This is a genomic window from Lysobacter sp. cf310 (assembly GCF_900114355.1).
Lineage (GTDB): Bacteria > Pseudomonadota > Gammaproteobacteria > Xanthomonadales > Xanthomonadaceae > Lysobacter.
Map to the genome: position 1 here is coordinate 159,450 of NZ_FOSS01000005.1, position 21,311 is coordinate 180,760.

Sequence of the window (21,311 nt, forward strand, 5' to 3'; positions counted from 1 at the left end):
TGGGGTAGGAGCGGCGTAAGCCGCGACCGCCACCGGGTGAAATTCCGACTCGCCGTTCCGGCTTGTTCCTATAGTCCCCGGTCCTGCCCGTCTTGATGCTGTCGGCATGGTCGACGACAACCTCACACCACCCGGTCACGCCGCCCTGCGCCGCGGCCGCTGCTCGGAACCTCATCGCGCGTATTTGCTGACCTTCACTACCCAGGGTCGGCAGCCCTTGTTCGCGGATGCGGAGATGGCCGATACGGCCAGCACTGCATTGCTGAACCCCCGCCTTTGGATACGGTCGCAGTTGCTGGCGTGGGTGTTGATGCCCGACCACTGGCATGGACTGGTAGCGCTGGGTCCGTGGGAGACGCTGCCGGATCTGGTACGCGGGTTGAAGTGCAATTCGGCGCGGCAGGTGCGGGCGACGACGCCGGCGGTGATGCAGGTATGGGCGGCCGCCTATCACGACCGCGCGGTGCGACGGGAGGAGGCCTTGGTTGATGCGGCGCGGTATGTAGTGCTCAACCCAGTGCGGGCGGGGTTGGTGCGACGGGTCGGTGACTATCGATACTGGGGAGCGGTTTGGACACGGCGGTAACTGGCGCCGGAGTGTGCGATGGCGCGGTCGCGGCTTACGCCGCTCCTACCCCAAAGCAGCGCGCTTCAGGCGTGATGCAAACCGAACCAGCGCCGCGGCAGCAGCAGTTTCAGCGCGCGCTCGGCGCTTTTGCGGCGCAGGCCGGGTTGCAGCAGGCCGCGCAGCACGGGGCCCAGCCACTGGTGGCGCTGGTGCTGGAGGATGGCTTCGCGCGCGTCGGCTTCGATGCGGTACATGGCCAGCACGTTGCGGGCGTCGCGCAGGGCGCGGCCGCGCAGCTCGGGCATCTGGCCCATGCAGTGCTCCAGATCGTCGGCGGTGCCGCGGTAGAAGCGCACGGTGCGCTCGTAGCGGCGGCGCACCGCGACCTCGGGCGCTTCGTCGCGCGCGAACACGCAGCCGCTGACGCTGCCGGGGTGGCGGCGGTACTGCAGCAGCGGTTGGCGCAGGCACAGCGACTGCCCGAGCAGCGCGCCGCGCAGGCTCAGGGCGTTGTCTTCGATCGGGCCCAGCAAGGGGCCGAAGCGGTCGTAGACCTCGCGGCGGAACGCGAGGGTGGCGCCGAGCAGACCGATCAGGCGGCCGATGCGCACGTAGTAGTCGAGCTCGTAACGCTCGGGGCGGCGGCGGAAGCGGATGTCGATGCGCTGGCCGTCGGCGTCGATGCAGTCGAAGTCGCTGCCCAGCACCATCGCCTCGGGCGCTTCCTCGAACGCGCGCAGGATGGTCGCCACGCGCTCGGGATAGGCGATGTCGTCGCCGGCCATCATCACCACGATCTCGCCGCGCGCCAACGCCATGGCGTCGTTGAAATGCGCGGCCACGCCCAGGTTATGCGCGGTGCGGCGCACGCTGACCTCGTGGATGCCGCGATAGGCGGCCACGACTTCGCGGGCGATCTCGTAGGTGCCGTCGTCCGAACTATCGTTGGAGACGATGATCTCGCAAGGCACGGTCTGGGCGAAGGCGCCTGCGAGCGCGGCGCGGATGTAGGCAGCGTCGCGGTAGCACAACAACAGCACGCTGACCGCGGGTCTCGACGCGGTCAGCGTTGGGATGCAGGCGCCCCCCTCGCCCATGCGGCGGCTACGCTATGGACCGGTGGTCCGCGCGGCGCGGATCTGCGCGTCGACGGCGGCGATCGCGGTCATGTTGACCACGCGGCGCGGGGTCGAGGCCGGGGTCAGGATGTGCGCCGGCTTGTCCAGGCCCATCAGGATCGGGCCGATGGCCACGCCGTCGGTCATCACACGCACCATGTTGTAGGTGATGTTGGCGGCATCCAGGTTGGGCAACACGAACAGGTTGGCGCGACCGTGCAAGGTGGCGTTGGGGAAGATGCGCTTGCGCAGCAGGTCGTCCCAGGCGGTGTCGGCCTGCATCTCGCCGTCCATCTCCAGCTTGGGCATGCGCTGGCGGATGATCTGGCGGACCTTGCGCATCTTGGCCGCCGACGGGTTGTCGTGGCTGCCGTAGTTGGAGTGCGACAGCAGCGCGACCTTGGGCTCGATGCCGAACAGCTTGAGGCGGTAGGTCGCCTGCAGCGTGGCTTCGGCGATCTGCTCGGCGGTGGGATCGACCTGGACATGGGTGTCGAGGAAGAACCACGCGCCCTGGTCGTTGATCACGCCGGTCATGGCCGAGGTGCCCTGCACGCCCGGGTCGAAGTCGAAGATGCTGCGCATGTAGCCCAGCTTCTTGTGGAAGCGGCCGACCAGGCCCGAGATCATGGCGTCGGCTTCGCCGCGCTCGACCATCAGCGCCGCGATCAGGGTCGGACGCGAACGCAGCAGGTTCTTGGCCGCGGCCGGGCTGACGCCGCGACGCTCGGTCAGGGCGTGGTACTGCTGCCAGTAGTCGTTGAAGCGCGGATCGTCGTTGATGTTGGTCAACTCGAAATCCACGCCCTCGCGCATGCGCAAGCCCAGGCGTTCGATGCGGGTCTGGATCACGTCCGGGCGGCCGATCAGGATCGGCGTGGCCAGCTCTTCGTCGATCACCGTCTGCACCGCGCGCAGCACGGTCTCTTCCTCGCCCTCGGCGTAGACCACGCGCTTGCGGTCGGCGCGCGCGCGGTCGTAGACCGGCTTCATCAGCAGGCCGGTGCGGTAGATGTACTGGCTGAGCTTTTCCTCGTAGGCGCCCATGTCCGTGATCGGACGCGCGGCCACGCCGGAGTCCATCGCGGCCTTGGCCACCGCCGGTGCCAGCATCACCAGCAGGCGCGGGTCGAACGGACGCGGGATCAGGTATTCGGAGCCGAAGGTCGGCACTTCGCCGCCGTAGGCGCCGCCCAGGTCGGACGACTCCATGCGCGCCAGCGCGGCGATCGCGCGCACGCAGGCCAGCTTCATTTCTTCGTTGATGACCGTGGCGCCGACATCCAGCGCGCCGCGGAAGATATAGGGGAAGCACAGCGCGTTGTTGACCTGGTTCGGGTAGTCCGAACGGCCGGTGGCGATGATGCAGTCCGGGCGCACGGCCTTGGCGTCTTCCGGCAGGATTTCCGGATACGGGTTGGCCAGCGCCAGGATGATGGGCTTGGGCGCCATGGTGGCGACCATCTCGGCCTTCAGCACGCCGCCGGCGGACAGGCCCAGGAACACGTCGGCGCCGGCGACGATGTCGGCCAGGCTGCGCTTGTCGGTGTCGCGCGCGTAGCGCTCCTTGTCCGGGTCCATCTTGCCGCGGCCGGTGTAGAGCACGCCGTCGCGGTCCACCGCGAGGATGTTCTCCGGCCTCATGCCCAGCGCGACCAGCATGTCCAGGCAGGCGATGCCGGCCGCGCCGGCGCCGCTGGTGGCCAGCTTCACCTCGGCGATGTCCTTGCCGACGATCTCCAGCGCGTTGAGCACGGCGCTGCCCACGATGATCGCGGTGCCGTGCTGGTCGTCGTGGAACACCGGGATCTTCATGCGCTCGCGCAGCTTGCGCTCGACGATGAAGCACTCCGGGGCCTTGATGTCTTCGAGGTTGATGCCGCCGAAGGTCGGCTCCAAGGACGCGATGATGTCGACCAGCTTGTCGGGATCGCGTTCGTCGATCTCGATGTCGAACACGTCGATGCCGGCGAACTTCTGGAACAGCACGCCCTTGCCTTCCATCACCGGCTTGCCGGCGAGCGGGCCGATGTCGCCCAGGCCGAGCACGGCGGTGCCGTTGCTGATCACCGCGACCAGGTTGCCGCGCGCGGTGAGCTCGCTGGCGGCGTTGGGGTCTTCGACGATGGCCTCGCAGGCGTAGGCCACGCCCGGCGAGTAGGCCAGGGCGAGGTCGCGCTGGGTCACCATCGGCTTGGTCGCGGTGACCTTGATCTTGCCGGGCGGACTCAGGCGGTGGTAGTCGAGCGCGGCGTTTTTCAGATCGTTGTCGGACATCGCGGGTGGGCTGCCGTGGCGGGGCCGGAAGGTGAATGGACTAGCAGTCTAATGGATAGCCACGCGGTATTCGCACGCGCCTTCGGTGCCGTTCATTAGTACTTTGGCGTTACCCCCCTACCCGGCCGCGGGCGTGCGGCAGCCGACGGGGCCGTATGGCCTTGCTTGCGGGCAGGCGACACAATGCGCGTCCCCCAGGCCGGAACCGTCATGAACTCGACCCCCTCGCGGTCCTGGCCGCATTGGACCTTGCCGATCCTGGTGCTGGCCGGCGTGCTGCTTGCGCAGTCGTTGCTGGTGTTCAATCCGGGCTATTACAGCCACGACGAGCTGCAATGGGCGGCGTATGCGGGCCAACACCCGGGCTGGCACTTCCGCGGCTATCTGTGGGCGGACGTGCAGTCCTTTCAGTATCGGCCGCTGACTTTCTCCTTATGGCTGTGGCTGTCCGAGCACCTGTTCGCGCGGCCGATGCTGTTCCACGGCCTGATGGTGAGCCTGGGCGGGCTCAACGCGGCGATGCTGGCGGTGCTGTTGCGCCGCTTCGGCGTGGCCACCGGCCCGGCCGGCGCCGGCGCGCTGGTGTTCGCGCTGGGACCGTTCGCGGCCCTCACCCACGGCTGGGTCGGGACCTTGGCGGATCTGATCTGGGTCGGCTGCGCCCTGCTGGTGGCCCTGCTCGCGCAACGCGAACGGCCCGGTTTCGTAAGCTGGGTCGCGGTGTTCGTGCTCACCTCGCTGGCGCTGTTGGCCAAGGAAGCCGGCATCGTGATCCCGGCCCTGCTGGGCTTGGCCTGGCTGTTTCTGGGCCGGCGCCGCGAATGGCTGATCGCGGCCGTGGTCGCGGGCCTGCCGGTGGCGATCTATCTGGCCCTGCGCATCGGCGTGCTGCTGTTCTCGCCGCGCGAGGCCGCCAACTACGGTTGGAGCCTGGCCTTCATTCCCGAACGCTGGCTGGAATATCAGCTGTATCCGCCGATCGCGACCAAAATGGCGATCGCCGGCACACTTTCGCGTGGGCTGGGCGATGGCCGGGTCTGGCTGGCGATCCTGGTCTGGCTGGCGACCGCGGCCGCCTTGTGGCGGGTCGGCGCGCGCTGGTGCCTGGGCTGGCTGTTGGCCGGCACCGCGGCGCTGGGGCCGGTGATGATCCTGGCCGAGTCGGCCAATCAATACGGTTACGGCTACGCGGCCGCGACCGCGGCGGTGTGCGCGGCGGCCTGGCCGCACATGCGGCGCTGGGGGCGGGTGGTGCTGATCGTCGCGGCGCTGTTGAGCGTGTGGCACGGCGTCAACGTGATGCGGCGCATGCACGAGGTCGGACGCATCCAATCGGTGTACTCGCCGGCGCTGGCGCGCGCGGTATCGCAGGCGCCGGCCGCGGGCGTGCGCTTGAAGCCGGCCGATATCGGGCAGGCGTGGATCTACGAGCGGCTCTCGCACGACATTCCGAGCTACGCCGGCGTCGAGATCGGCGACCGGGTCACGCTGGTCGCGGCGAACGAAGCCGCGGACTACGAGATCCAGCGCGACGGGTCGCTTAAACCGCTGCGCTGAGCGTTCGCCGCGATCGATCATTACGTCAGGCGACGCGTCTGTGGGAGCGGCGTAAGCCGCGATCGTGCACCTTCGGCCACGTCGACATCGCGGCTTACGCCGCTCCCACAGGAAGCAAGCGCTTGCTTCTCGTCTGGACCCCTTGCTCGGATGACCCAACCACCACCTGTAGGAGCGGCGCAAGCCGCGACCCGCGCAGGCAGCCGAAGCTACGTGGTCGCGGCTTACGCCGCTCCTACCCCAAGGCAGGGCACGAGCTTAAGCGCGACGACGAACGCGACGTTTTCTGTGGGAGCGACGTTTTCTGTAGGAGCGACGTTTTCTGTGGGAGCGGCGTGTTCTGTGGGAGCGGCGTGAGCCGCGATCGCGCAGCTCCGGCCACGTCGACATCGCGGCTTACGCCGCTCCCACAGGAAGCAAGCGCTTGCTTCTCGTCTGGGCCTGTTACTCGGATGATCCGACTACTACCTGTAGGAGCGGCGCAAGCCGCGACCCGCGCAGGCAGTCGAAGCTACGTGGTCGCGGCTTACGCCGCTCCTACCCCAAGGCAGGGCACGGACTTAAGCGCTACGACTAACGCGACGTTTTCTGTGGGAGCGGCGTAAGCCGCGATCGCGCCCCTTCGGCCACGTCGACATCGCGGCTTACGCCGCTCCCACAGGAAGCAAGCGCTTGCTTCTCGTCCAGACCTGTTGCTCGGATGACACGAGCACTGTCTTTAGCAGCGGCGATCGCGGCGTGTGAGCGGAGGCAATCCCCGTGGGGCCGCGCCCCCACAAAGCGCAGCGCCGCCGTTACACGTCCGGCGCTCCACCCGTATCGGCGATGCTGTCCAGACGGATGCGATTGGCGAACAGCGAGAACGCGAGCATGCCGGCCAGGCCGTTGGCGCGCTGGATCCACGGCGGCATCCAGCGCGGCGGTTTGATCACGCCGGCCTGGAACAGCGGTTCGAAGCGCTGCACGTCGGCCAGGGTCATCTTGCCGGCGAACAGCCAGCGGCACAGATGCAGCTTGCGGCTGCGCAGCGCCCAGCGGAAGAAGGTGTGCACGCCGACCAGGCCGCGCAGGTAGACGGTGTCCTTGGTGAAGGCCGCGCCGCCGTTCGTGGGCACGCCACGGAACACGCGCTGCGCCGAGGCGAAGCTGTCTTCCTGCGACTGCCCTGCATCCAGGAAATAACGGAACACCTGGATGAAGTCGGCGCCGTCCAGCGCCATCGCCACCGCCTCGATACGCAGGCTCAGCCGCTTCATGCGGCCGATGTCGATGCTGCCGGTGATCTGCTCAGCGAAGGTCGCCAAGCCTTCCTGGGTCGCGGTGCCGCGCGGCGAGGACAGCGCCAGGCTGGGCAGCACGTGCTGCTCGCGGCCGTTGAGGGCGGTCAGCGAGTGCACGAAGGCTTCGTGCTGCAGCAGCTGGTCGCGGTCGTAATCGCTGAAGGCCGCGCCGCTGCGCAGGCGGATGCGGGTGGCGCCGGCGGCGGCCTTGGCGATCAGGTCCGGGTCCAGCATCACTTCGATCACGCGACCGTCGAAGTAGTCGTCCAGATCGCGCTGCAATTGCAGATGCAAAGCGGTGGCCGAGATCTTCACGGTCTCCGCCGGCGACATCAGCTCATGGTCGAGTTCGTCGGCGATGGAAATGAAGTGGCGCGCGGCCTCGCGCGTGCTCGGGCCGTGGCCCGGCAAGGCTTCGTCGGGCTTGCCGAACAGTTCGATCGACAGCGCGGTCACACGCGGGCTGCCCAACGCTTCCAGTAACTCGGCGGCGATGCCCCAACTGTGCGCGGACTCGCTCAGGTACTGGCCCAGCGGATGGTCGGGGTCGGCCTCGGCGGCGACCGCGGCGAGCTCGCGGCGGACTTCGCTGAAGTCGAGTTTGGGATAGGCGATCTGCGGCAGGATCGCGGCGCCGCGCGCGTAATCGGCCAGGAACTGCGTCTCCAGCCCGGCCGGCCAGCTCGCCAGGGTCAACAGCTTGACCTCGCGCGCGGCGCGCACCATGCGCGCGTCCAGCAGCGCGTGGTGCTGGATGTCGGGCGGCAGCTCGAAGGGGTGGGCGCTCATGTCGTCCGCCGCAGCCAGGGCAACAGCAAATTCTCGCAGCTCCCCATTTGCAAAGGGGGGAATGGCATGGAGCAAGGTGGTAATGGGTAACGACAGTCGGTCTGTTCCCCCCTTTGCAAAAGGGGGGCTGGGGGGGATTTGCTTTTCCGCCGCAACCATTCCACCCGCTAATGCTTCCCGTACTTGTCGTCCAAGCGCTTGTTCAGGGCCTTGCCCAACACCTTTTCCTGCGACTTCTGCACGCGCCGAGTGGCCAGCTTGTTGGCCGCACCGGCGACCTCGTCGCGCAGCTTCATATAGTTGGCGAAGCGCTGCGGATCGAGCTTGCCGGCCTCGATCGCCGCGCGCACCGCGCAGCCGGGTTCGCGCGCGTGCGAGCAGTCGCGGAACTTGCACTGCTGGGTCAGGGCTTCGATGTCGCTGAAGTTCTCGGCGACGTTTTCCTCGCCGGTGGGCTTGAGTTCGCGCATGCCCGGGGTGTCGATCAGGCAGGCGCCCGAGGGCAAGGGGATCAGCGCACGGTGGGTGGTGGTGTGGCGGCCGCGGTCGTCGCTGGCGCGCACCTCGCCGGTCTTCATGCGTTCGACGCCCAGCAGGGTGTTGGTCAGCGTGGACTTGCCGGCGCCAGAGGAGCCCACCAGCACCGCGGTGCGGCCCGGCAGCAGCCAGGGATTGAGCGCGGCCACCGAGTCCGGATCCTTGGCGTTGACCGGGCGCACGGCGATGTTCTGCGCGGCCAGTTCGACCAGGGTGGCCATGGCCTCGGGCAGGGTTTCCGGGTCGGCGGCATCGGCCAGGTCGGACTTGGTCAGCACGATCACCGGCTCGGCGCCGCCGCCGACCAGCAGCAGGTAGCGCTCGATGCGGCGCGGATTGAAGTCGGCGTCCAGGCCGCAGACGATGAAGACGGTATCGACGTTGGCCGCGATCAACTGCTGCTTGTAGTGCTCGCCGGCCGCGCCGCGCTTGATCGCGGTGCGCCGCGGCAGCAGGGCCACGATCTTCTGGTTGCCGCCGGGCGCCCCCTCGATCAGGACCCAGTCGCCCACGCCGGGGCGCTGTTCGGGCGGGAAGCGCGGGCGCTGCCACTCGGGCAGGGATTCCACCGGGAAACCGCTTTCAGGCCCGTCCGCGACCACATAGCCGCTGCGGTGCTGTTCGACCACCCGCACCGGACGGGCCTCGGGATGGGCCGCCAGCGCCTCGCGCCAGCTGGGTTCGGTCGGCAAGGACTCTCCGGTTGGCAGGGGCCAACCGATCGCCAGCAGCGCGGCGAGCTCGGGGGTCAAAACGGGGTGGGCGGGCTGTGCATGGCGGGATTCTACATAGGCCGGCGCGGCCCGCCGCACCGCGGGTCGCCCGATCGCGCGCCCGGACCGGAACGCCGCGCACAAACGGGGCCCCGGGCGGCGCGCGGCGGCGGCTGTTTCGGCGCGCCGATTCGGCTAGTCTGGCGGGTATTCCGCTCAAAACACCGCCCCGCAATGTCCCTGCCCCCTTTGAAGACCCGCGAACGCCTGTCCGAAGTCCGTTACGAAATCCGCGGCGAACTCGCCCGGCGCGCACGCGAACTCGAGGCCCAGGGCCGCAAGCAGATCAAGCTCAACATCGGCAACCCCGGCGCCTTCGGTTTCCGCGCCCCGGAGCACCTGCAGCGCGCGATCGCCGAGCGCATCGCCGACACCGACCCCTACACCCACCAGCAGGGTTTGCCGGCCGCGCGCGAAGCCATCGCCGCCTTCCATAAGCAGCGCGGCACGCCCAACGCCTCGCCCGAGCGCGTGTTCGTCGGCAACGGCGTCAGCGAGCTGATCGACCTCAGCCTGCGCGCGCTGCTCAATCCCGGCGACGAAGTGCTGCTGCCCTCGCCCGACTACCCGCTGTGGTCGGCCGCGACCATCCTCAACGACGGCCGCCCGGTCTATTACCGCTGCCAGCCCGAGAACGGCTTCCTGCCCGACCCGGACGAGATCGAACAACTGATCTCCAGCCGCACCCGCGCGATCGTGCTGATCAACCCCAACAACCCGACCGGCGCCGCCTATCCGCGCGAGCTGATCGAGAAGATCGTCGCCATCGCCGCGCGCCACAAGCTGCTGCTGATGTGCGACGAGATCTACGACTCCATCCTGTACGACGGCGCCCAGTTCACCCCGGTCGCGCCGATCGCCGGCGACCTGCCCTGCCTGAGCTTCGGCGGCCTGTCCAAGGTCCACCGCGCCTGCGGCTGGCGCGTGGGTTGGGCGGTGCTGTCCGGCGACCCGGTGGCCAGCGGCGATTTCCACCACGCCATGGACCTGCTGGGCGCGCTGCGCCTGTGCGCCAACGTGCCTGGCCAGTTCGCGATCGAAGCCGCCTTGCACGGCGAGGACACCATCGCGCCCTTGTGCGCGCCGGGCGGCCGTCTGTACGAAGCGCGACGCGCGGTGATCGAAGCCGTGGACGCCAGCAAGCATCTGGAGCTGGTCGCGCCGGCCGGCGCGCTGTACGCGTTCCCGTCCGTGGTCGGTCCGGCCGCGCAGGGCTTCGACGACCACAAGTTCGCCTTGGAGCTGCTGGAAACGGAAGACGTGCTCGTGGTGCCGGGCTCCAGCTTCAACGTGCCCTACCGCAATCACTTCCGCGTGACCCTGCTGCCGCAGCCGGAGGATTTGCGCGAGGTCTTCCACCGCATCGAGCGCGTGCTCGACCGCCACGCCGAGCGCGCGGCCGAGGCCAGCCGCGCCGCCGTGGCCTGAGTCGCGCCGTGGCCGTGCCGCTGCCCTTGCAGCCCTACCTCGCGCTGGGCGACAGCTACACCATCGGCGAAGCGGTCGAGGAAGCGGGGCGTTGGCCGGTGCAGCTGGCACGCGCCCTGCGCGACGAGGGCGCGACCCTGGCCTGGCCGCGCATCATCGCCACCACCGGCTGGACCACCGACGAGCTCAGCACGGCCCTGGACGCAGCCGAGCCGCTGGGGCGCTGGGAGCTGGTCAGTCTGCTGATCGGCGTCAATAACCAGTACCGCGCGCGCAGCGTGGCCGACTACGTCGGCGAGTACCGCGCCCTGCTGCAACGCGCGATCCGTTATGCCGGCGATCGCCCGCAGCGCGTGCTGGCGATGTCGATCCCGGACTGGGGCGTGACCGCGTTCGGCCAGCGCGACGCGCGCGGCAGCGCCACCATCGGCGCCGAGATCGACGCCTACAACGAGGCCGCGCGCGCGATCTGCGAGCGTCACGGCGTGGCCTGGGTCGACATCACCCCGGTCTCGCGCGAGCTCGGCGCGCAGGCGGCGATGCTGGCCGAGGACGGCCTGCACCCGTCGGCGGCGATGTACACGCATTGGACGCAACGCGCGCTTCCGGTGGCGCGGCGCCTGCTGGCGAACGGCGGTCGCTGAGCCTGCGCGACACGCGATTTCCATCGCGGCCGACGGCAATGCCACACTGCGTCCGCGGACCCACCGCCAGCGGAGCCAGCAGGAAGCGATGAACGAAGCGGCACAAGCGATGGCCAACGGGCAGGCGCTGCGGATCGCGCGCGCCTTCCTGCCCGAGCATCCGCTCGGCAACCGTTGGGACTACTACTACAGCCGCGCCAAGCTCGGCAGCGACCCGCTCTACCCCGGTGTGAGCGCGGCCCTGCGCGGCAGCCGCGCGCCCTTGCTGGACCTGGGCTGCGGGCTCGGCTTGCTCGCCCACACCTTGTACGCCGACGGCATCCAACTGCCCTACCGCGGCGTCGACAGCGACGCCGGCAAGATCCGCCGCGCCACCCGCGCCGCTGCGCGCGCGGGCCTGCGCGAGACACGCTTCGACACCGTCGACCTGGCGCGCGAAGTGCCCGAGCACCGCGGCAGCGTGGTGATGCTGGACGTGCTGCAGTTCATCCCGCCGGCCGCGCAGGCGCACGCGATCGACGCCATGATCGCGATGCTGACCCCGGGCGCACGGCTGGTGATCCGCACCGGCCTGGACGACGGCACCGGCCGCGCCCGCGTCACCCGCATCACCGACGTGTTCTCGCGCGTGGTCGGCTGGATGAACGCGATGCCGCGCTATTACCCCAACGGCGACGACTTGCGCGCGCGATTGCGCGACGCCGACCTGGCGGTGGAGTTCACGCCGCTGTTCGGCAAGACACCGTTCAACAACTGGCGGATCGTGGCGACGAAGCCGGAGTAGCTTGGCGGCGGCTAGGTTCGCCCCGGTGCTTCCTGTGCTTCCTGTGCTTCCTGTGCTTCCTGTGCTTCCTGTGCTTCCTGTGGGAGCGGCGTAAGCCGCGATCGCGCAAGTTCGGCCACAGCGAAATCGCGGCTCACGCCGCTCCCAGAGAAATCAAGCGCATGGTCTTAGGGGAGGAGCGACGCAAATCGCAACCGCGTCTCTCCGGCCACCTGCGCGGTCGCGGCTCGCGCCGCTCCTACAATGGCCAGCGCGGTGCTTTGGGGTAGGAGCGGCGCAAGCCGCGATCGCGCAACTTCGGCCACAGCGAAATCCCGGCTCGCGCCGCTCCCACAGAAATCAAGCGCGCGGTCTCGGGGTAACAGCAAACGCAGCGCCTTGGGGTAGGAGCGACGTAAGTCGCGACCGCGCACTGCGGCCACCGGTGCAGGTCGCGGCTCACGCCGCTCCTACAGGGAGCAAACGCACTGCTTTGGGGTAGGAGCGACGTAAGTCGCGACCGCGTCGCTGCGGCTACCTGCGCGGTCGCGGCTCGCGCCGCTCCTACAAGGGCCAGCGCGACGCCCTAGACCGGTTCGGGCAGCGTGCAGCGATAGCCCAGCTCGCGCAGCCGCTCCAGCAGCAAACGCATGGTCTCGACATTGCGCCCATGCCCCGCACCCTCGTGCATCAGCACGATCGCGCCCGGCGCCAGATCGCGCTCGATCCGCGCCAGCACGCTGTGCGGGTCCGCGGCGACCGCATCGAAACCGCGCGCCGACCAGGCCACACGTGCCAGCCGGTGACGCCGCAGGGCCGCCGCCACGAACGGATTGGCCATGCCGACCACGGCGCGGAACCAGCGCGGCGGGCGTCCGGACAGCTCGGTCAGGGTCGCCTGCGCCTCGGCGATCTCCGCCGCCATGCGTCGCGGCGGCAAGGCCCAGAACCAGGCCGACGGATGCGAGTGGCTGTGATTGCCGATGCCGTGCCCGCGCCGCGCGATCTCGGCCACCAGTTCCGGCCGCGCCTGCGCGCGCCGCCCGACCAGGAAGAAGGTCGCCTTGGCCGCATGCGCGTCCAGCAGATCCAGCATCGCCGGGGTCTCGGCCGAGGGGCCGTCGTCGATGGTCAGCCAGACCTCGCGCCGGTCCGTCTGCAGCCGCGACAGCACCGGGCTGAACAGGCGCGACTGCGGGCGCAGCGTGGCCCAGAACATCAGGCCGTGGCTGAGCAGCATCGCCGCCAGGCCGACCCGCCAGCCCCAGACCCACCACACACCGATCACCGCCAGCTGCGACACGCCGAACGCCCAGACCGCGGCCCAGGGCCGGTGCGGGATTCGGTGGGGGGCTACCAGGCTCATGAGCGGCATCTTAGCGGAGCGCCGCCCGGGCCTTGCAGCGCGGGCCGCCCGCCCCCATGTCGCCGGAACCTCACGTCCGGCGTCCCATCATGTCCCTCGACCCCGCGCTGCGTACGCGCATCGAAACCCTGCTCCAGTCCAATCGCGTCGTGCTGTTCATGAAGGGCGCCCCGAACGCGCCGCAATGCGGCTTCTCGGCCAAGGCTTCCGGCGCACTCAACGCGCTGCTGCCGCAGGGCTATACCCACGTCGACGTGCTGTCCGACCCGGAAATCCGCGAAGGCATCAAGCAGTACGGCGAGTGGCCGACCATCCCGCAGCTGTACATCGACGGCCAGCTGGTCGGCGGCAGCGACATCATCGAGCAGATGGCCGGCAGCGGCGAGCTGCACGGCGTGCTCGGCCTGCCCGCGCCGGACCGCAGCCCGCCGAAGCTGAGCATCAGCCCCGCCGCCGCGCAGATGCTGCGCGACGCGGTCGCCAACGCCGGCGACGGCTACGCGGTGCAGCTGGAAGTGGACGCGCGCCATAACGTGCGCCTGCAGTTGGCGCCGATCGACAGCAACGCGGTCGCGGTGGAAACCGACGGCGTGCGCGTGCAGACCGACTGGGTCAACGCGCGTCGCGCCGACGGCGTGACCATCGACTGGGCCGACGACGAGCGCGGCCGTGGCCTGGTGATCACCAACCCGAACGCGCCGCCGACCGTGCGCGCGATCGCGCCCGCCGACGCCCAGGCGCGCGTGCGCGAGGGCGCGCTGCGCCTGGTCGACGTGCGTCCGGCCGACGAGCGCGCGCTGGCTTCGGTCAACGTGGCTTACGACAGCTTCGATGCCGGCGTGGAAGCGCTGGAGGGCCTGCCCAAGGACACGCCGCTGGCGTTCCTGTGCCATCACGGCGGCCGCAGCGCTCAGGCCGCGGAGCATTTCCGCCAGCGCGGCTTCCGCGAAATCTACAACGTCGAAGGCGGCATCGAAGCCTGGGCCGATGTGGACGCGGCTATTCCGCGCTACTGATCGATATCGTATGAACACGAAAACGGCCGCGGATCCCGCGGCCGTTTTCGTTTGCGCGGTTCGAGCCGATCCGGCTAAATGCACACCGCTTTCTGTAGGAGCAGCGCGAGCCGCGATCTGCGCAGGCAGCCGAAGTGACGCGATCGCGGCTCAAGCCGCTCCCACAGAAGGCTTGGGGCTCTGCCTTGGTGTAGGAACTGCGCGAGCCGCAATCTGCGCAGGTGGCCTAAGGGTCGCGGTCGCGACTCGCGTCGCTCCTACATCAGCCCTTCGATAGATACGCCCCGCTACCTGTAGGAGCGGCGCAAGCCGCGACCCGCGTAAGCAGCCGAAGGCCGGGGTCGCGGCTTACGCCGCTCCTACCCAAAGCCTGCCTCGACTAAACGCGATCTGCTCTCTGTGGGAGCGGCGTAAGCCGCGATCGCGCCGCTCCGGCCAAGACGAAATTGCGGCTTGCGCCGCTGCCACAGACAGCGCTGGCGATTGCCACCGCTGCCGCAGCGACGCTCAGCCCTTGAACCCGCCGTTATCGAGATAGGCCCGCTCTTCCGCCGTGCTCTCCCGCCCCAAGGCCTGATTGCGATGCGGGAAGCGACCGAAGCGTTCGATGATCTGCAGATGCTGCACCGCCCATTGGCTGGGATCCGGCATGTCCTCGCTCACCGGCAGCCCGCGGTGCAGCTCGACCGAGCGTCGCTGATCGTCCATAGCCTCGGAATGCTCGAACGGCAGATAGAAGAACGCGCGCAGCCTGGCCTCGATGCGCCGGTCGTCGCCGCGCGCCACCGCCTGGGTCGCGTACATGCGCGCCAGCGGATCGGTTGCGTAGGCATGCGCGCTGCCGCGGAACACGTTGCGCGGAATCTGGTCGAGCAGGATCAGCAGCGCCAGCGCGCCGATCTCGCCCTGCTGCATCCAATCGTCGTGCTGGCGGCTGGCGGCGCGAAAATGCGCTTCGAGAAAGCCCGCGCGGCACTGCGCATCGAAATGATCGCTGCGGTCGAACCAGCGCGCATAGCCGGCTTCGCGCCAGAAATCGACGACGTCCTGAGCGGTGGGTGCGGTCACGGCGTATCTCGCGTTGGGGTCAGGCTGCGCACGTTAACAGCCCACGCGCGCACCGCGCGCGAAACGCCTCAACACAGCGTTCCGCGCTTACAGGCTGTCGTCGCCCAGCTGGGTTTCCAGCTCGGTGATCCAGGCCGTGGTGATGCTCTCCAGCGTGACCGCGTGGATCAGCGGCCGGATCGGCCCGGTCGAGTAGGACTGCGAGATGAAGCGCGCGTAGCGCTCGCGAAACGACAGCCAGGCGCGATGCGCTTCCTCGAAGGTGGCGCGGCCGTCGCCGTCGAGTTGGCGACGCAGGTGCTCGACCAGCCCGCGCAGACGCGCATCGACCTGCTGGAACTCGGCGATCGCCTGCCGGTTCATGTCGTCCTGGCTCACACCGTCGTCGTCGCTCTGGCGCGCGACTTCCTCGGCCTTGCTGAAATAGTTGTCGGCCAGGCGCGCGGCCGTCTCGGCCTTGCCGATCAGGCGCGTCTCGAAACGACGCAGGTCGTCGAGGCTGGTGTTGCTGCCGTCCAGCCCCTGCTTGAGCGCCAGCAATTTCTGCCCGCGCTCGATCGCGTCGACGGTGCCGCGGCGCTCGACCCGGCGCTGGACGAAATAGAACGTCCAGGTGAGTACGGCGCCGATTAGTAGGTAAATGACCTGTTCCATGGTGGTGTCCCGATGCTGGACGCCAGTGTGCGCGACGGGGGTCTCAGGGGGTGCGATGTCGCGTGCGCGGGGTCGCAGATCAGGTTGCTGAACGCTGATTTTTCAGGGGTGGCGGTGGTTCCGCGGAAAAGCCTGGGGCCGGGCGGGTGGATCGTGGAGGCATGGCCGGAGCGTGCGAGCCGAAGCAAATCCTCCCCAACCCTCCTTTGTCAAAGGAGGGAGCAGAGCCGCAAGCCTCTGCCCCAAAGCCCTTGCCTCCCCCTTTGAAAAAGGGGGATTGAGGGGGATTTGCTCTCCCGCAGGCGCCCCCCACACCGCAACGGTGCGGTCCGCCCACAGTTCACCGCACCCCAGAGCCGCCACCGCATCCGCCCATCTCCGGCCTCCCCCTTTGAAAAAGGGGGATCGAGGGGGATTTGCTTTTCCGCAAGAGCCCGTTACATCGCAACGGTGCGGTTCGCCTACGGCTCACCGCACCCTACGGCGTGGCGAGGACGCCGGCTTAGCGACTACTCGTCGAAGCGCAGATGCCGCACCGACTTGCCGTGGCGGCGGATCAGCTTCAAGGCCTCGATACCGACGTTGATGTGGTTGTCCACATACTCGGCGCTGACCTTGGCGTCGGAGGCCTCGGTCTTCACGCCTTCCGGAATCATCGGCTGGTCCGACACCAGCAGCAGCGCGCCGCAGGGAATGCGGTTGGCGAAACCGGCGGCGAAGATCGTCGCGGTTTCCATATCGATCGCCATGCAGCGCATCGCACGCAGACGCTCCTTGAAGGCTTCGTCGTGTTCCCAGACCCGGCGGTTGGTCGTGTAGACCGTGCCGGTCCAGTAGTCGTGGCCGAGGTCGCGGATCATGGTCGAGACCGCGCGCTGCAGCGCGAACGCCGGCAGCGCCGGCACCTCCGGCAGCAGATAGTCGTTGGACGTACCCTCGCCGCGGATCGCCGCGATCGGCAGCACCAAGTCGCCGAGCTCGTTCTTGCGCTTGAGGCCGCCGCACTTGCCCAGGAACAACACCGCCTGCGGCATGATCGCCGACAGCAGATCCATCATGGTCGCCGCGTTCGGGCTGCCCATGCCGAAGTTGATCATGGTGATGCCGTCGGCCGTGGCGCTGGGCATGGGCCGGTCCAGGCCGACCACTTCGGCGCCGGTGAGGCGGGCGAAGGTGTGCAGGTAGCCGCCGAAATTGGTCAGCAGCACGTGCTGGCCGAACTGGTCCAGGGGCACGCCGGTGTAGCGCGGCAGCCAGTTTTCGACGATTTGTTCTTTGTCTTTCACGGTCGACAGCCTTTTTCTAGTTGTTGTACCCCCATTGTCGCACCGCCCATGACTATCGTCAGGGTTGGCGGCGCCCGAGGCGGCCGCTACGGTTCGGGGCTGACCTTGCCGTCACTTTGGGGAAACCACCATGCTTCGACCTTTGCTGGCAGGCTGCGGCCTGGCCCTGCTGGTCGGCGCCGCGCACGCGGCCCCGCCCGCGCCCGCCGCCGGCTCGCGCTTCACCCAGGACCCGTACCCCAGCACCTACCGCCCGGTCGCCTCCGGCCCGGTCCTGCTGCAGCACGCGACCGTGCTGACCGGCACCGGCCAGCGCTTGGACGACGCCGACGTGCTGATGCGGGACGGCAAGGTGGTCGCCGTCGGCACCGGCCTGGACGCGCCGGCCGACGCCACCCGCGTCGACGCCACCGGCAAGTGGATCACCCCCGGCCTGATCGACGTGCACTCGCACCTGGGCGTGTACTCCAGCCCTGGCGTCAGCGCCCACAGCGACGGCAACGAGATGACCAGCCCGGTCACCCCCAACGTCTGGGCCGAGCACTCGGTCTGGCCGCAGGATCCGGGCTTCGCCGCCGCCATGGCCGGCGGCATCACCACCCTGCAGGTGCTGCCCGGCTCGGCCAACCTGATCGGCGGCCGCGGCGTGACCCTCAAGAACGTGCCCGCCACGACCTACCAGGCTATGAAATTCCCGGGCGCGCCCTGGGGCCTGAAGATGGCCTGCGGCGAGAACCCCAAGCGCGTCTACGGCGGCCGCAACACCTCGCCGGGCACGCGCATGGGCAACGTCGCCGGCTACCGCGCGGCCTTCATCGACGCCAGCGAGTACGTGCGCAAGAACACGCCCAAGGCCGAGCAGCCCAAGAAGAAGCGCAGCTGGTGGCAGAGCTCGTCCAATGGCAACGGCGCCGCCGCCGACAGCGACAAGGACGCCGGCGGCAAGCGCGACCTCAAGCTCGACACCCTGGCCGGCGCCATCAAAGGCGACATCCTGGTCCACATCCACTGCTACCGCGCCGACGAGATGGCGACCATGCTGGACCTGGCCAAGGAGTTCGGCTTCAAGGTCAGCGCCTTCCACCATGGCGTGGAGGCTTACAAGATCGCCGACCGCCTGGCCGCCGAAGGCGTGTGCGGCGCGCTCTGGGCCGACTGGTGGGGCTTCAAGATGGAGGCCTTCGACGGCATCCAGGAGAACATCGCCCTGGTCGATCGCCCGCAGAACAGTTGTGCGATCGTGCATTCGGATTCGCAGGAAGGCATCCAGCGCTTGAACCAGGAAGCGGCCAAGGTGATGGCGCACGCCAAGCTGGCCGGCATCGACATACCGCCCGAACGCGCGATCCGCTGGCTGACCCAGAACGCCGCCAAGTCGCTGGGCGTGCTCGACAAGACCGGCACTCTGGAGACCGGCAAGATGGCCGACGTGGTGGTCTGGAACGGCAACCCCTTCAGCGTCTACGCCAAGGCCGAACAGGTCTACGTGGACGGCGCGCGCATCTACGACCGCAACGACCGCAACCGCCAGCCGACCTCGGACTTCCTGCTCGGCCAGGGCGCACGCGCTGCCGGAGGTGCGCCGTGAGCCGCGCTACCGCTCCGCGCCGTGGCCTGCTGCGCCGCTGCGCCACGCTGTTCCTCGCCTGCGGCTTCGCCCTGCACGGCGCCGCGTTCGCGCAAGACGTATTGATCCGCAACGCCACCGTCCACACCGCCACCGCCCAAGGCAGCCTGCAAGGCGCCGACGTGCTGATCGGCAACGGCCAGGTGCGCGCGATCGGCAAGGGCCTGAAGGCGCCGGCCGGCACGCAGGTGATCGAAGCCGAGGGCCGTCCGCTCACGCCCACCTTGTTCGGCGGCATCACCGAGATCGGCCTGGAGGAAGTCTCCGGCGAGAAATCCACCGTCGACGAAACCCTGGCCCTGGGCGCCGACACCAAGCAGATGACGGTGCGCCCGGAGTTCGACGTGACCCTGGCCTACAACCCGGAATCGGTGCTGATCCCGGTCACCCGCATCGAAGGCATCGGCTGGACCCTGCTGGGCGCGGGCACCGCCACCGGCGGCTCGATCGTGGCCGGCCAAGGCGGCGTGATGCGCCTGGATGGCGGTCCCGACCCGACCGGCGCGCGAGTGCTGTTCGTGAAGCTGGGCGGCGACGCTTCCGGCCTCAGCGGCAACTCGCGCGCGGCACAGTGGATGATCCTCGACCAGTTGATCGCCGAAGCGCGCGGCCGCATCGGCCCCGACGCCAACGCTGCCCTGCTCACACCGGCCGGGCGCGCCACGCTGGCGCGCTACCTCGACGGCGGCGGCCGGGTGATGGTGGGCGTGGACCGCGCCGCCGACATCCGCCAGCTGCTGCGCTGGTCGTCGCGCCACAGCGTGCGCATCGCCATCGCCGGCGGCGCCGAAGCCTGGAAGCTCGCGCCGCAACTGGCCGCGGCCAAGGTGCCGGTGTTCGTCGATCCGCTGGCCAACCTGCCCGGCGATTTCGACCAGATCGGCGCCACGATGGAAAACGCCGCGCGCCTGCGCGCCGCGGGTGTCGCGGTCGGCTTCAGCCAAAGCGGCGACGCCTCGCACAACGCCCGTAAGGTCCGCCAGCTCGCCGGCAACGCCGTCGCCGCCGGCCTGCCCTGGGCCGATGGCCTGGCCGGCCTTACCCGCGTACCGGCCGAAGCCTTGGGCGTGTCCGCCGAACTCGGCAGCATCGCCCCCGGCCACCGCGCCGACCTGGTGCTGTGGAGCGGCGACCCGCTGGAAGTCAGCAGCGTCGCCCTGCAGGTATGGATGAACGGCCGCGCCATCGAAATGCGCAGCCGCCAGACCGAACTGCGCGACCGCTACCTGCGCCCGGAGAATGGTTTGCCGCGCGCGTATCCGGCGCCGTCGGGGCGGTAAGGGACAGGGCGCAGCGGGCGTGATGCGCGGCTCGCTGCGCCTGTTTCCCGCGCGCTCTGCCTTCTGTGGGAGCGGCGTGAGCCGCGATGGCGCACCTTCGGCTGCTTCGAAATCGCGACTCACGCCGCTCCCACACAAAGCATGGCGCATTGCCTCGGGGTAGGAGCGGCGTAAGCCGCGACCCGCGCAAGTAGCCGAAGCGACGCGGTCGCAACTCGCGTCGCTCCTACCCCAAAGCCTGAAGCGCGGGCAGCACGGTCCAACCGATGGCTACGCTTCTGAACTCAGAGAGACATCAATGGCCTTGAGCCGCAGCGCGACAGGAAGCAGGACCTCCGGCAAAGGGCGAAACCCCATCGTCGTCTCCTCGATGAAGCACAGATGCCGCGCGATGGCCTCGGCCGACTCGCCCTGCGCCAGACAACGATAAACCCCACCGATGTACGAGTCGTACTCGTCGCGCGGCCAGTCGGGGTCGCTCATCACGCCGATCGGGTCCCAGTGCTCGATGAGCACCTCCCGGATCAGCCGCACCACCACCTTCGCACGAGCCCTGGACATCATCCGCGTTCACCCAGCAAGCAGCGCCCTCCCGGCCAGGACTAGGCCCGGGTATCCAAACCGACCCCGCAGCTTGGGCAGAAATTCGACTTGCGCATACCCATCATGGCTTGCCCGATCCTAGCGCCGCACTTCGGGCACCTCACGCAGTAGAACATGTAAAGCACCGCCCCCACGAAGCCGAGGGTCGGGATGAGCACCCATGCCTTGTAGCGCTCGGGAACATCGAGAAAAATCACGCCCACGCAGAGCAACCAGCAGCCAAAGCCGACGACGCGCGCCTTGAACAGCTTTGCCTTTAGCAGCTCCCGTATCGTCACGGTGTTCCCCCTAGTTGTCGTTGTTCGTGATCTCGGCGTGGATGACGCATCCGCCACGTGCCACCAGATAACCGTCGAAGCCCCAATAGGGTGCCCCGGCCTGCTCGGATCGAAAACTGAAGGAATGAATCCGATCCGCGGGCGCGAGTTCGCGCTTGAAAGGGATCGTCGTGGCGTACGCCTTTTCGAACGCCTCCGCCAGGTACGGCTCAGAGACATCCATACGCTTTCCGAGTTGCTCGACCGTACCGCCCTTGCACTCCGGCGTGGGCTGGACAAAGCGGGAGAGATCTCCTTCCCAACTGGCAGGGTCGAGGGCAGGGAAGGCCTTCCCGCGAGCGATCGCCGATGGAGCGCTCATCCCGACTAGCACCACGAGCAAGCAGCCTCTGACAAGCA

At 68.8% G+C, this 21,311-nt stretch carries 19 protein-coding genes; 8 read left to right on the forward strand and 11 right to left on the reverse strand.

Annotated elements, in window-relative coordinates:
• Positions 1-106 precede the first annotated feature (106 nt).
• Entirely contained in the window at positions 107-586 is a 480-nt protein-coding gene (locus BMZ45_RS18005; RefSeq protein WP_091637916.1) for an REP-associated tyrosine transposase, read from the forward strand.
• 65 nt (positions 587-651) lie between these two features.
• Here BMZ45_RS18005 and BMZ45_RS18010 read toward each other — a convergent pair whose 3' ends face one another.
• Positions 652-1,665 carry a glycosyltransferase gene (locus BMZ45_RS18010; RefSeq protein WP_091637917.1) on the reverse strand — a complete coding sequence of 338 codons (1,014 nt, stop codon included), beginning with the start codon at positions 1,663-1,665 and terminating at the stop codon, positions 652-654.
• A 12-nt stretch (positions 1,666-1,677) separates the two neighbouring features.
• A complete protein-coding gene (locus BMZ45_RS18015; protein ID WP_091637918.1) occupies positions 1,678-3,963 on the reverse strand; it encodes an NADP-dependent malic enzyme in 2,286 nt (761 codons plus the stop codon).
• A 210-nt stretch (positions 3,964-4,173) separates the two neighbouring features.
• Between BMZ45_RS18015 and BMZ45_RS18020 the strand changes: the two genes are divergently transcribed.
• The gene (locus BMZ45_RS18020; protein ID WP_091637919.1) at positions 4,174-5,520 is read left to right on the forward strand and encodes a hypothetical protein; all 1,347 of its coding nucleotides are present in this window, start codon (positions 4,174-4,176) and stop codon (positions 5,518-5,520) included.
• 794 nt (positions 5,521-6,314) lie between these two features.
• On the opposite strand, the gene BMZ45_RS18025 is transcribed toward BMZ45_RS18020, so the two are convergent.
• Positions 6,315-7,589: a flavohemoglobin expression-modulating QEGLA motif protein gene (locus BMZ45_RS18025; RefSeq protein WP_091637920.1), complete on the reverse strand. Its 1,275-nt coding sequence runs from the start codon at positions 7,587-7,589 to the stop codon at positions 6,315-6,317.
• A gap of 167 nt (positions 7,590-7,756) precedes the next feature.
• Positions 7,757-8,878 (reverse strand): ribosome small subunit-dependent GTPase A, encoded by a 1,122-nt coding sequence (rsgA, locus tag BMZ45_RS18030; RefSeq protein ID WP_091637921.1) that lies wholly within the window; start codon positions 8,876-8,878, stop codon positions 7,757-7,759.
• Positions 8,879-9,073: 195 nt separating this feature from the next.
• Between rsgA and BMZ45_RS18035 the strand changes: the two genes are divergently transcribed.
• From BMZ45_RS18035 to BMZ45_RS18045, 3 genes are all read left to right on the forward strand, one after another.
• The gene (locus BMZ45_RS18035; protein ID WP_091637922.1) at positions 9,074-10,327 is read left to right on the forward strand and encodes a pyridoxal phosphate-dependent aminotransferase; all 1,254 of its coding nucleotides are present in this window, start codon (positions 9,074-9,076) and stop codon (positions 10,325-10,327) included.
• An 8-nt stretch (positions 10,328-10,335) separates the two neighbouring features.
• Positions 10,336-10,971: an SGNH/GDSL hydrolase family protein gene (locus BMZ45_RS18040; RefSeq protein WP_235568760.1), complete on the forward strand. Its 636-nt coding sequence runs from the start codon at positions 10,336-10,338 to the stop codon at positions 10,969-10,971.
• A gap of 109 nt (positions 10,972-11,080) precedes the next feature.
• Positions 11,081-11,755 carry a methyltransferase domain-containing protein gene (locus BMZ45_RS18045; protein WP_091638036.1) on the forward strand — a complete coding sequence of 225 codons (675 nt, stop codon included), beginning with the start codon at positions 11,081-11,083 and terminating at the stop codon, positions 11,753-11,755.
• Between the two features lie 565 nt (positions 11,756-12,320).
• Here BMZ45_RS18045 and BMZ45_RS18050 read toward each other — a convergent pair.
• Positions 12,321-13,100 (reverse strand): polysaccharide deacetylase family protein, encoded by a 780-nt coding sequence (locus BMZ45_RS18050; RefSeq protein WP_091637923.1) that lies wholly within the window; start codon positions 13,098-13,100, stop codon positions 12,321-12,323.
• An 89-nt stretch (positions 13,101-13,189) separates the two neighbouring features.
• On the opposite strand from BMZ45_RS18050, the gene grxD reads away from it, so the two are divergent.
• Complete coding sequence (grxD, locus tag BMZ45_RS18055) at positions 13,190-14,116, forward strand: Grx4 family monothiol glutaredoxin (RefSeq protein ID WP_091637924.1); 927 nt, start codon at positions 13,190-13,192, stop codon at positions 14,114-14,116.
• A 507-nt stretch (positions 14,117-14,623) separates the two neighbouring features.
• Here the strand turns inward: grxD and BMZ45_RS18060 are convergent.
• The 3 genes from BMZ45_RS18060 to BMZ45_RS18070 form a co-directional block, all read right to left on the reverse strand.
• On the reverse strand, positions 14,624-15,184 hold the full coding sequence (locus tag BMZ45_RS18060; protein ID WP_091637925.1) for a DUF924 family protein: 561 nt from the start codon (positions 15,182-15,184) through the stop codon (positions 14,624-14,626).
• Positions 15,185-15,271: 87 nt separating this feature from the next.
• Positions 15,272-15,838, reverse strand: coding sequence for a lysozyme inhibitor LprI family protein (locus BMZ45_RS18065; RefSeq protein WP_091637926.1), 567 nt, complete (start codon positions 15,836-15,838; stop codon positions 15,272-15,274).
• Positions 15,839-16,347: 509 nt separating this feature from the next.
• Positions 16,348-17,124: an AMP nucleosidase gene (locus tag BMZ45_RS18070; RefSeq protein ID WP_091637927.1), complete on the reverse strand. Its 777-nt coding sequence runs from the start codon at positions 17,122-17,124 to the stop codon at positions 16,348-16,350.
• A 130-nt stretch (positions 17,125-17,254) separates the two neighbouring features.
• On the opposite strand from BMZ45_RS18070, the gene BMZ45_RS18075 reads away from it, so the two are divergent.
• Complete coding sequence (locus BMZ45_RS18075; protein ID WP_056180955.1) at positions 17,255-18,712, forward strand: amidohydrolase; 1,458 nt, start codon at positions 17,255-17,257, stop codon at positions 18,710-18,712.
• A 29-nt stretch (positions 18,713-18,741) separates the two neighbouring features.
• Positions 18,742-20,031 carry an amidohydrolase family protein gene (locus BMZ45_RS18080; RefSeq protein ID WP_254776691.1) on the forward strand — a complete coding sequence of 430 codons (1,290 nt, stop codon included), beginning with the start codon at positions 18,742-18,744 and terminating at the stop codon, positions 20,029-20,031.
• Between the two features lie 270 nt (positions 20,032-20,301).
• Here BMZ45_RS18080 and BMZ45_RS18085 read toward each other — a convergent pair whose 3' ends face one another.
• The 3 genes from BMZ45_RS18085 to BMZ45_RS18095 are packed head-to-tail and all read right to left on the reverse strand — an operon-like array spanning position 20,302 to position 21,273.
• Complete coding sequence (locus BMZ45_RS18085; protein WP_139215573.1) at positions 20,302-20,592, reverse strand: hypothetical protein; 291 nt, start codon at positions 20,590-20,592, stop codon at positions 20,302-20,304.
• 41 nt (positions 20,593-20,633) lie between these two features.
• Positions 20,634-20,912, reverse strand: coding sequence for a hypothetical protein (locus BMZ45_RS18090; RefSeq protein ID WP_091637930.1), 279 nt, complete (start codon positions 20,910-20,912; stop codon positions 20,634-20,636).
• A 10-nt stretch (positions 20,913-20,922) separates the two neighbouring features.
• The gene (locus tag BMZ45_RS18095) at positions 20,923-21,273 is read right to left on the reverse strand and encodes a hypothetical protein (protein ID WP_139215574.1); all 351 of its coding nucleotides are present in this window, start codon (positions 21,271-21,273) and stop codon (positions 20,923-20,925) included.
• Positions 21,274-21,311: the final 38 nt, after the last annotated feature.

Bases quoted from the DNA above. Each gene is read 5' to 3' on its own strand.
- BMZ45_RS18095 (WP_139215574.1), bottom strand. From the start codon at position 21,273: ATGAGCGCTCCATCGGCGATCGCTCGCGGGAAGGCCTTCCCTGCCCTC.
- BMZ45_RS18035 (WP_091637922.1), top strand. From the start codon at position 9,074: ATGTCCCTGCCCCCTTTGAAGACCCGCGAACGCCTGTCCGAAGTCCGT.
- BMZ45_RS18025 (WP_091637920.1), bottom strand. From the start codon at position 7,589: ATGAGCGCCCACCCCTTCGAGCTGCCGCCCGACATCCAGCACCACGCG.
- BMZ45_RS18015 (WP_091637918.1), bottom strand. From the start codon at position 3,963: ATGTCCGACAACGATCTGAAAAACGCCGCGCTCGACTACCACCGCCTG.
- BMZ45_RS18085 (WP_139215573.1), bottom strand. From the start codon at position 20,592: ATGTCCAGGGCTCGTGCGAAGGTGGTGGTGCGGCTGATCCGGGAGGTG.
- BMZ45_RS18045 (WP_091638036.1), top strand. From the start codon at position 11,081: ATGGCCAACGGGCAGGCGCTGCGGATCGCGCGCGCCTTCCTGCCCGAG.
- BMZ45_RS18075 (WP_056180955.1), top strand. From the start codon at position 17,255: ATGCTTCGACCTTTGCTGGCAGGCTGCGGCCTGGCCCTGCTGGTCGGC.
- BMZ45_RS18010 (WP_091637917.1), bottom strand. From the start codon at position 1,665: ATGGGCGAGGGGGGCGCCTGCATCCCAACGCTGACCGCGTCGAGACCC.
- grxD (WP_091637924.1), top strand. From the start codon at position 13,190: ATGTCCCTCGACCCCGCGCTGCGTACGCGCATCGAAACCCTGCTCCAG.
- BMZ45_RS18020 (WP_091637919.1), top strand. From the start codon at position 4,174: ATGAACTCGACCCCCTCGCGGTCCTGGCCGCATTGGACCTTGCCGATC.
- BMZ45_RS18005 (WP_091637916.1), top strand. From the start codon at position 107: ATGGTCGACGACAACCTCACACCACCCGGTCACGCCGCCCTGCGCCGC.
- BMZ45_RS18050 (WP_091637923.1), bottom strand. From the start codon at position 13,100: ATGAGCCTGGTAGCCCCCCACCGAATCCCGCACCGGCCCTGGGCCGCG.
- BMZ45_RS18065 (WP_091637926.1), bottom strand. From the start codon at position 15,838: ATGGAACAGGTCATTTACCTACTAATCGGCGCCGTACTCACCTGGACG.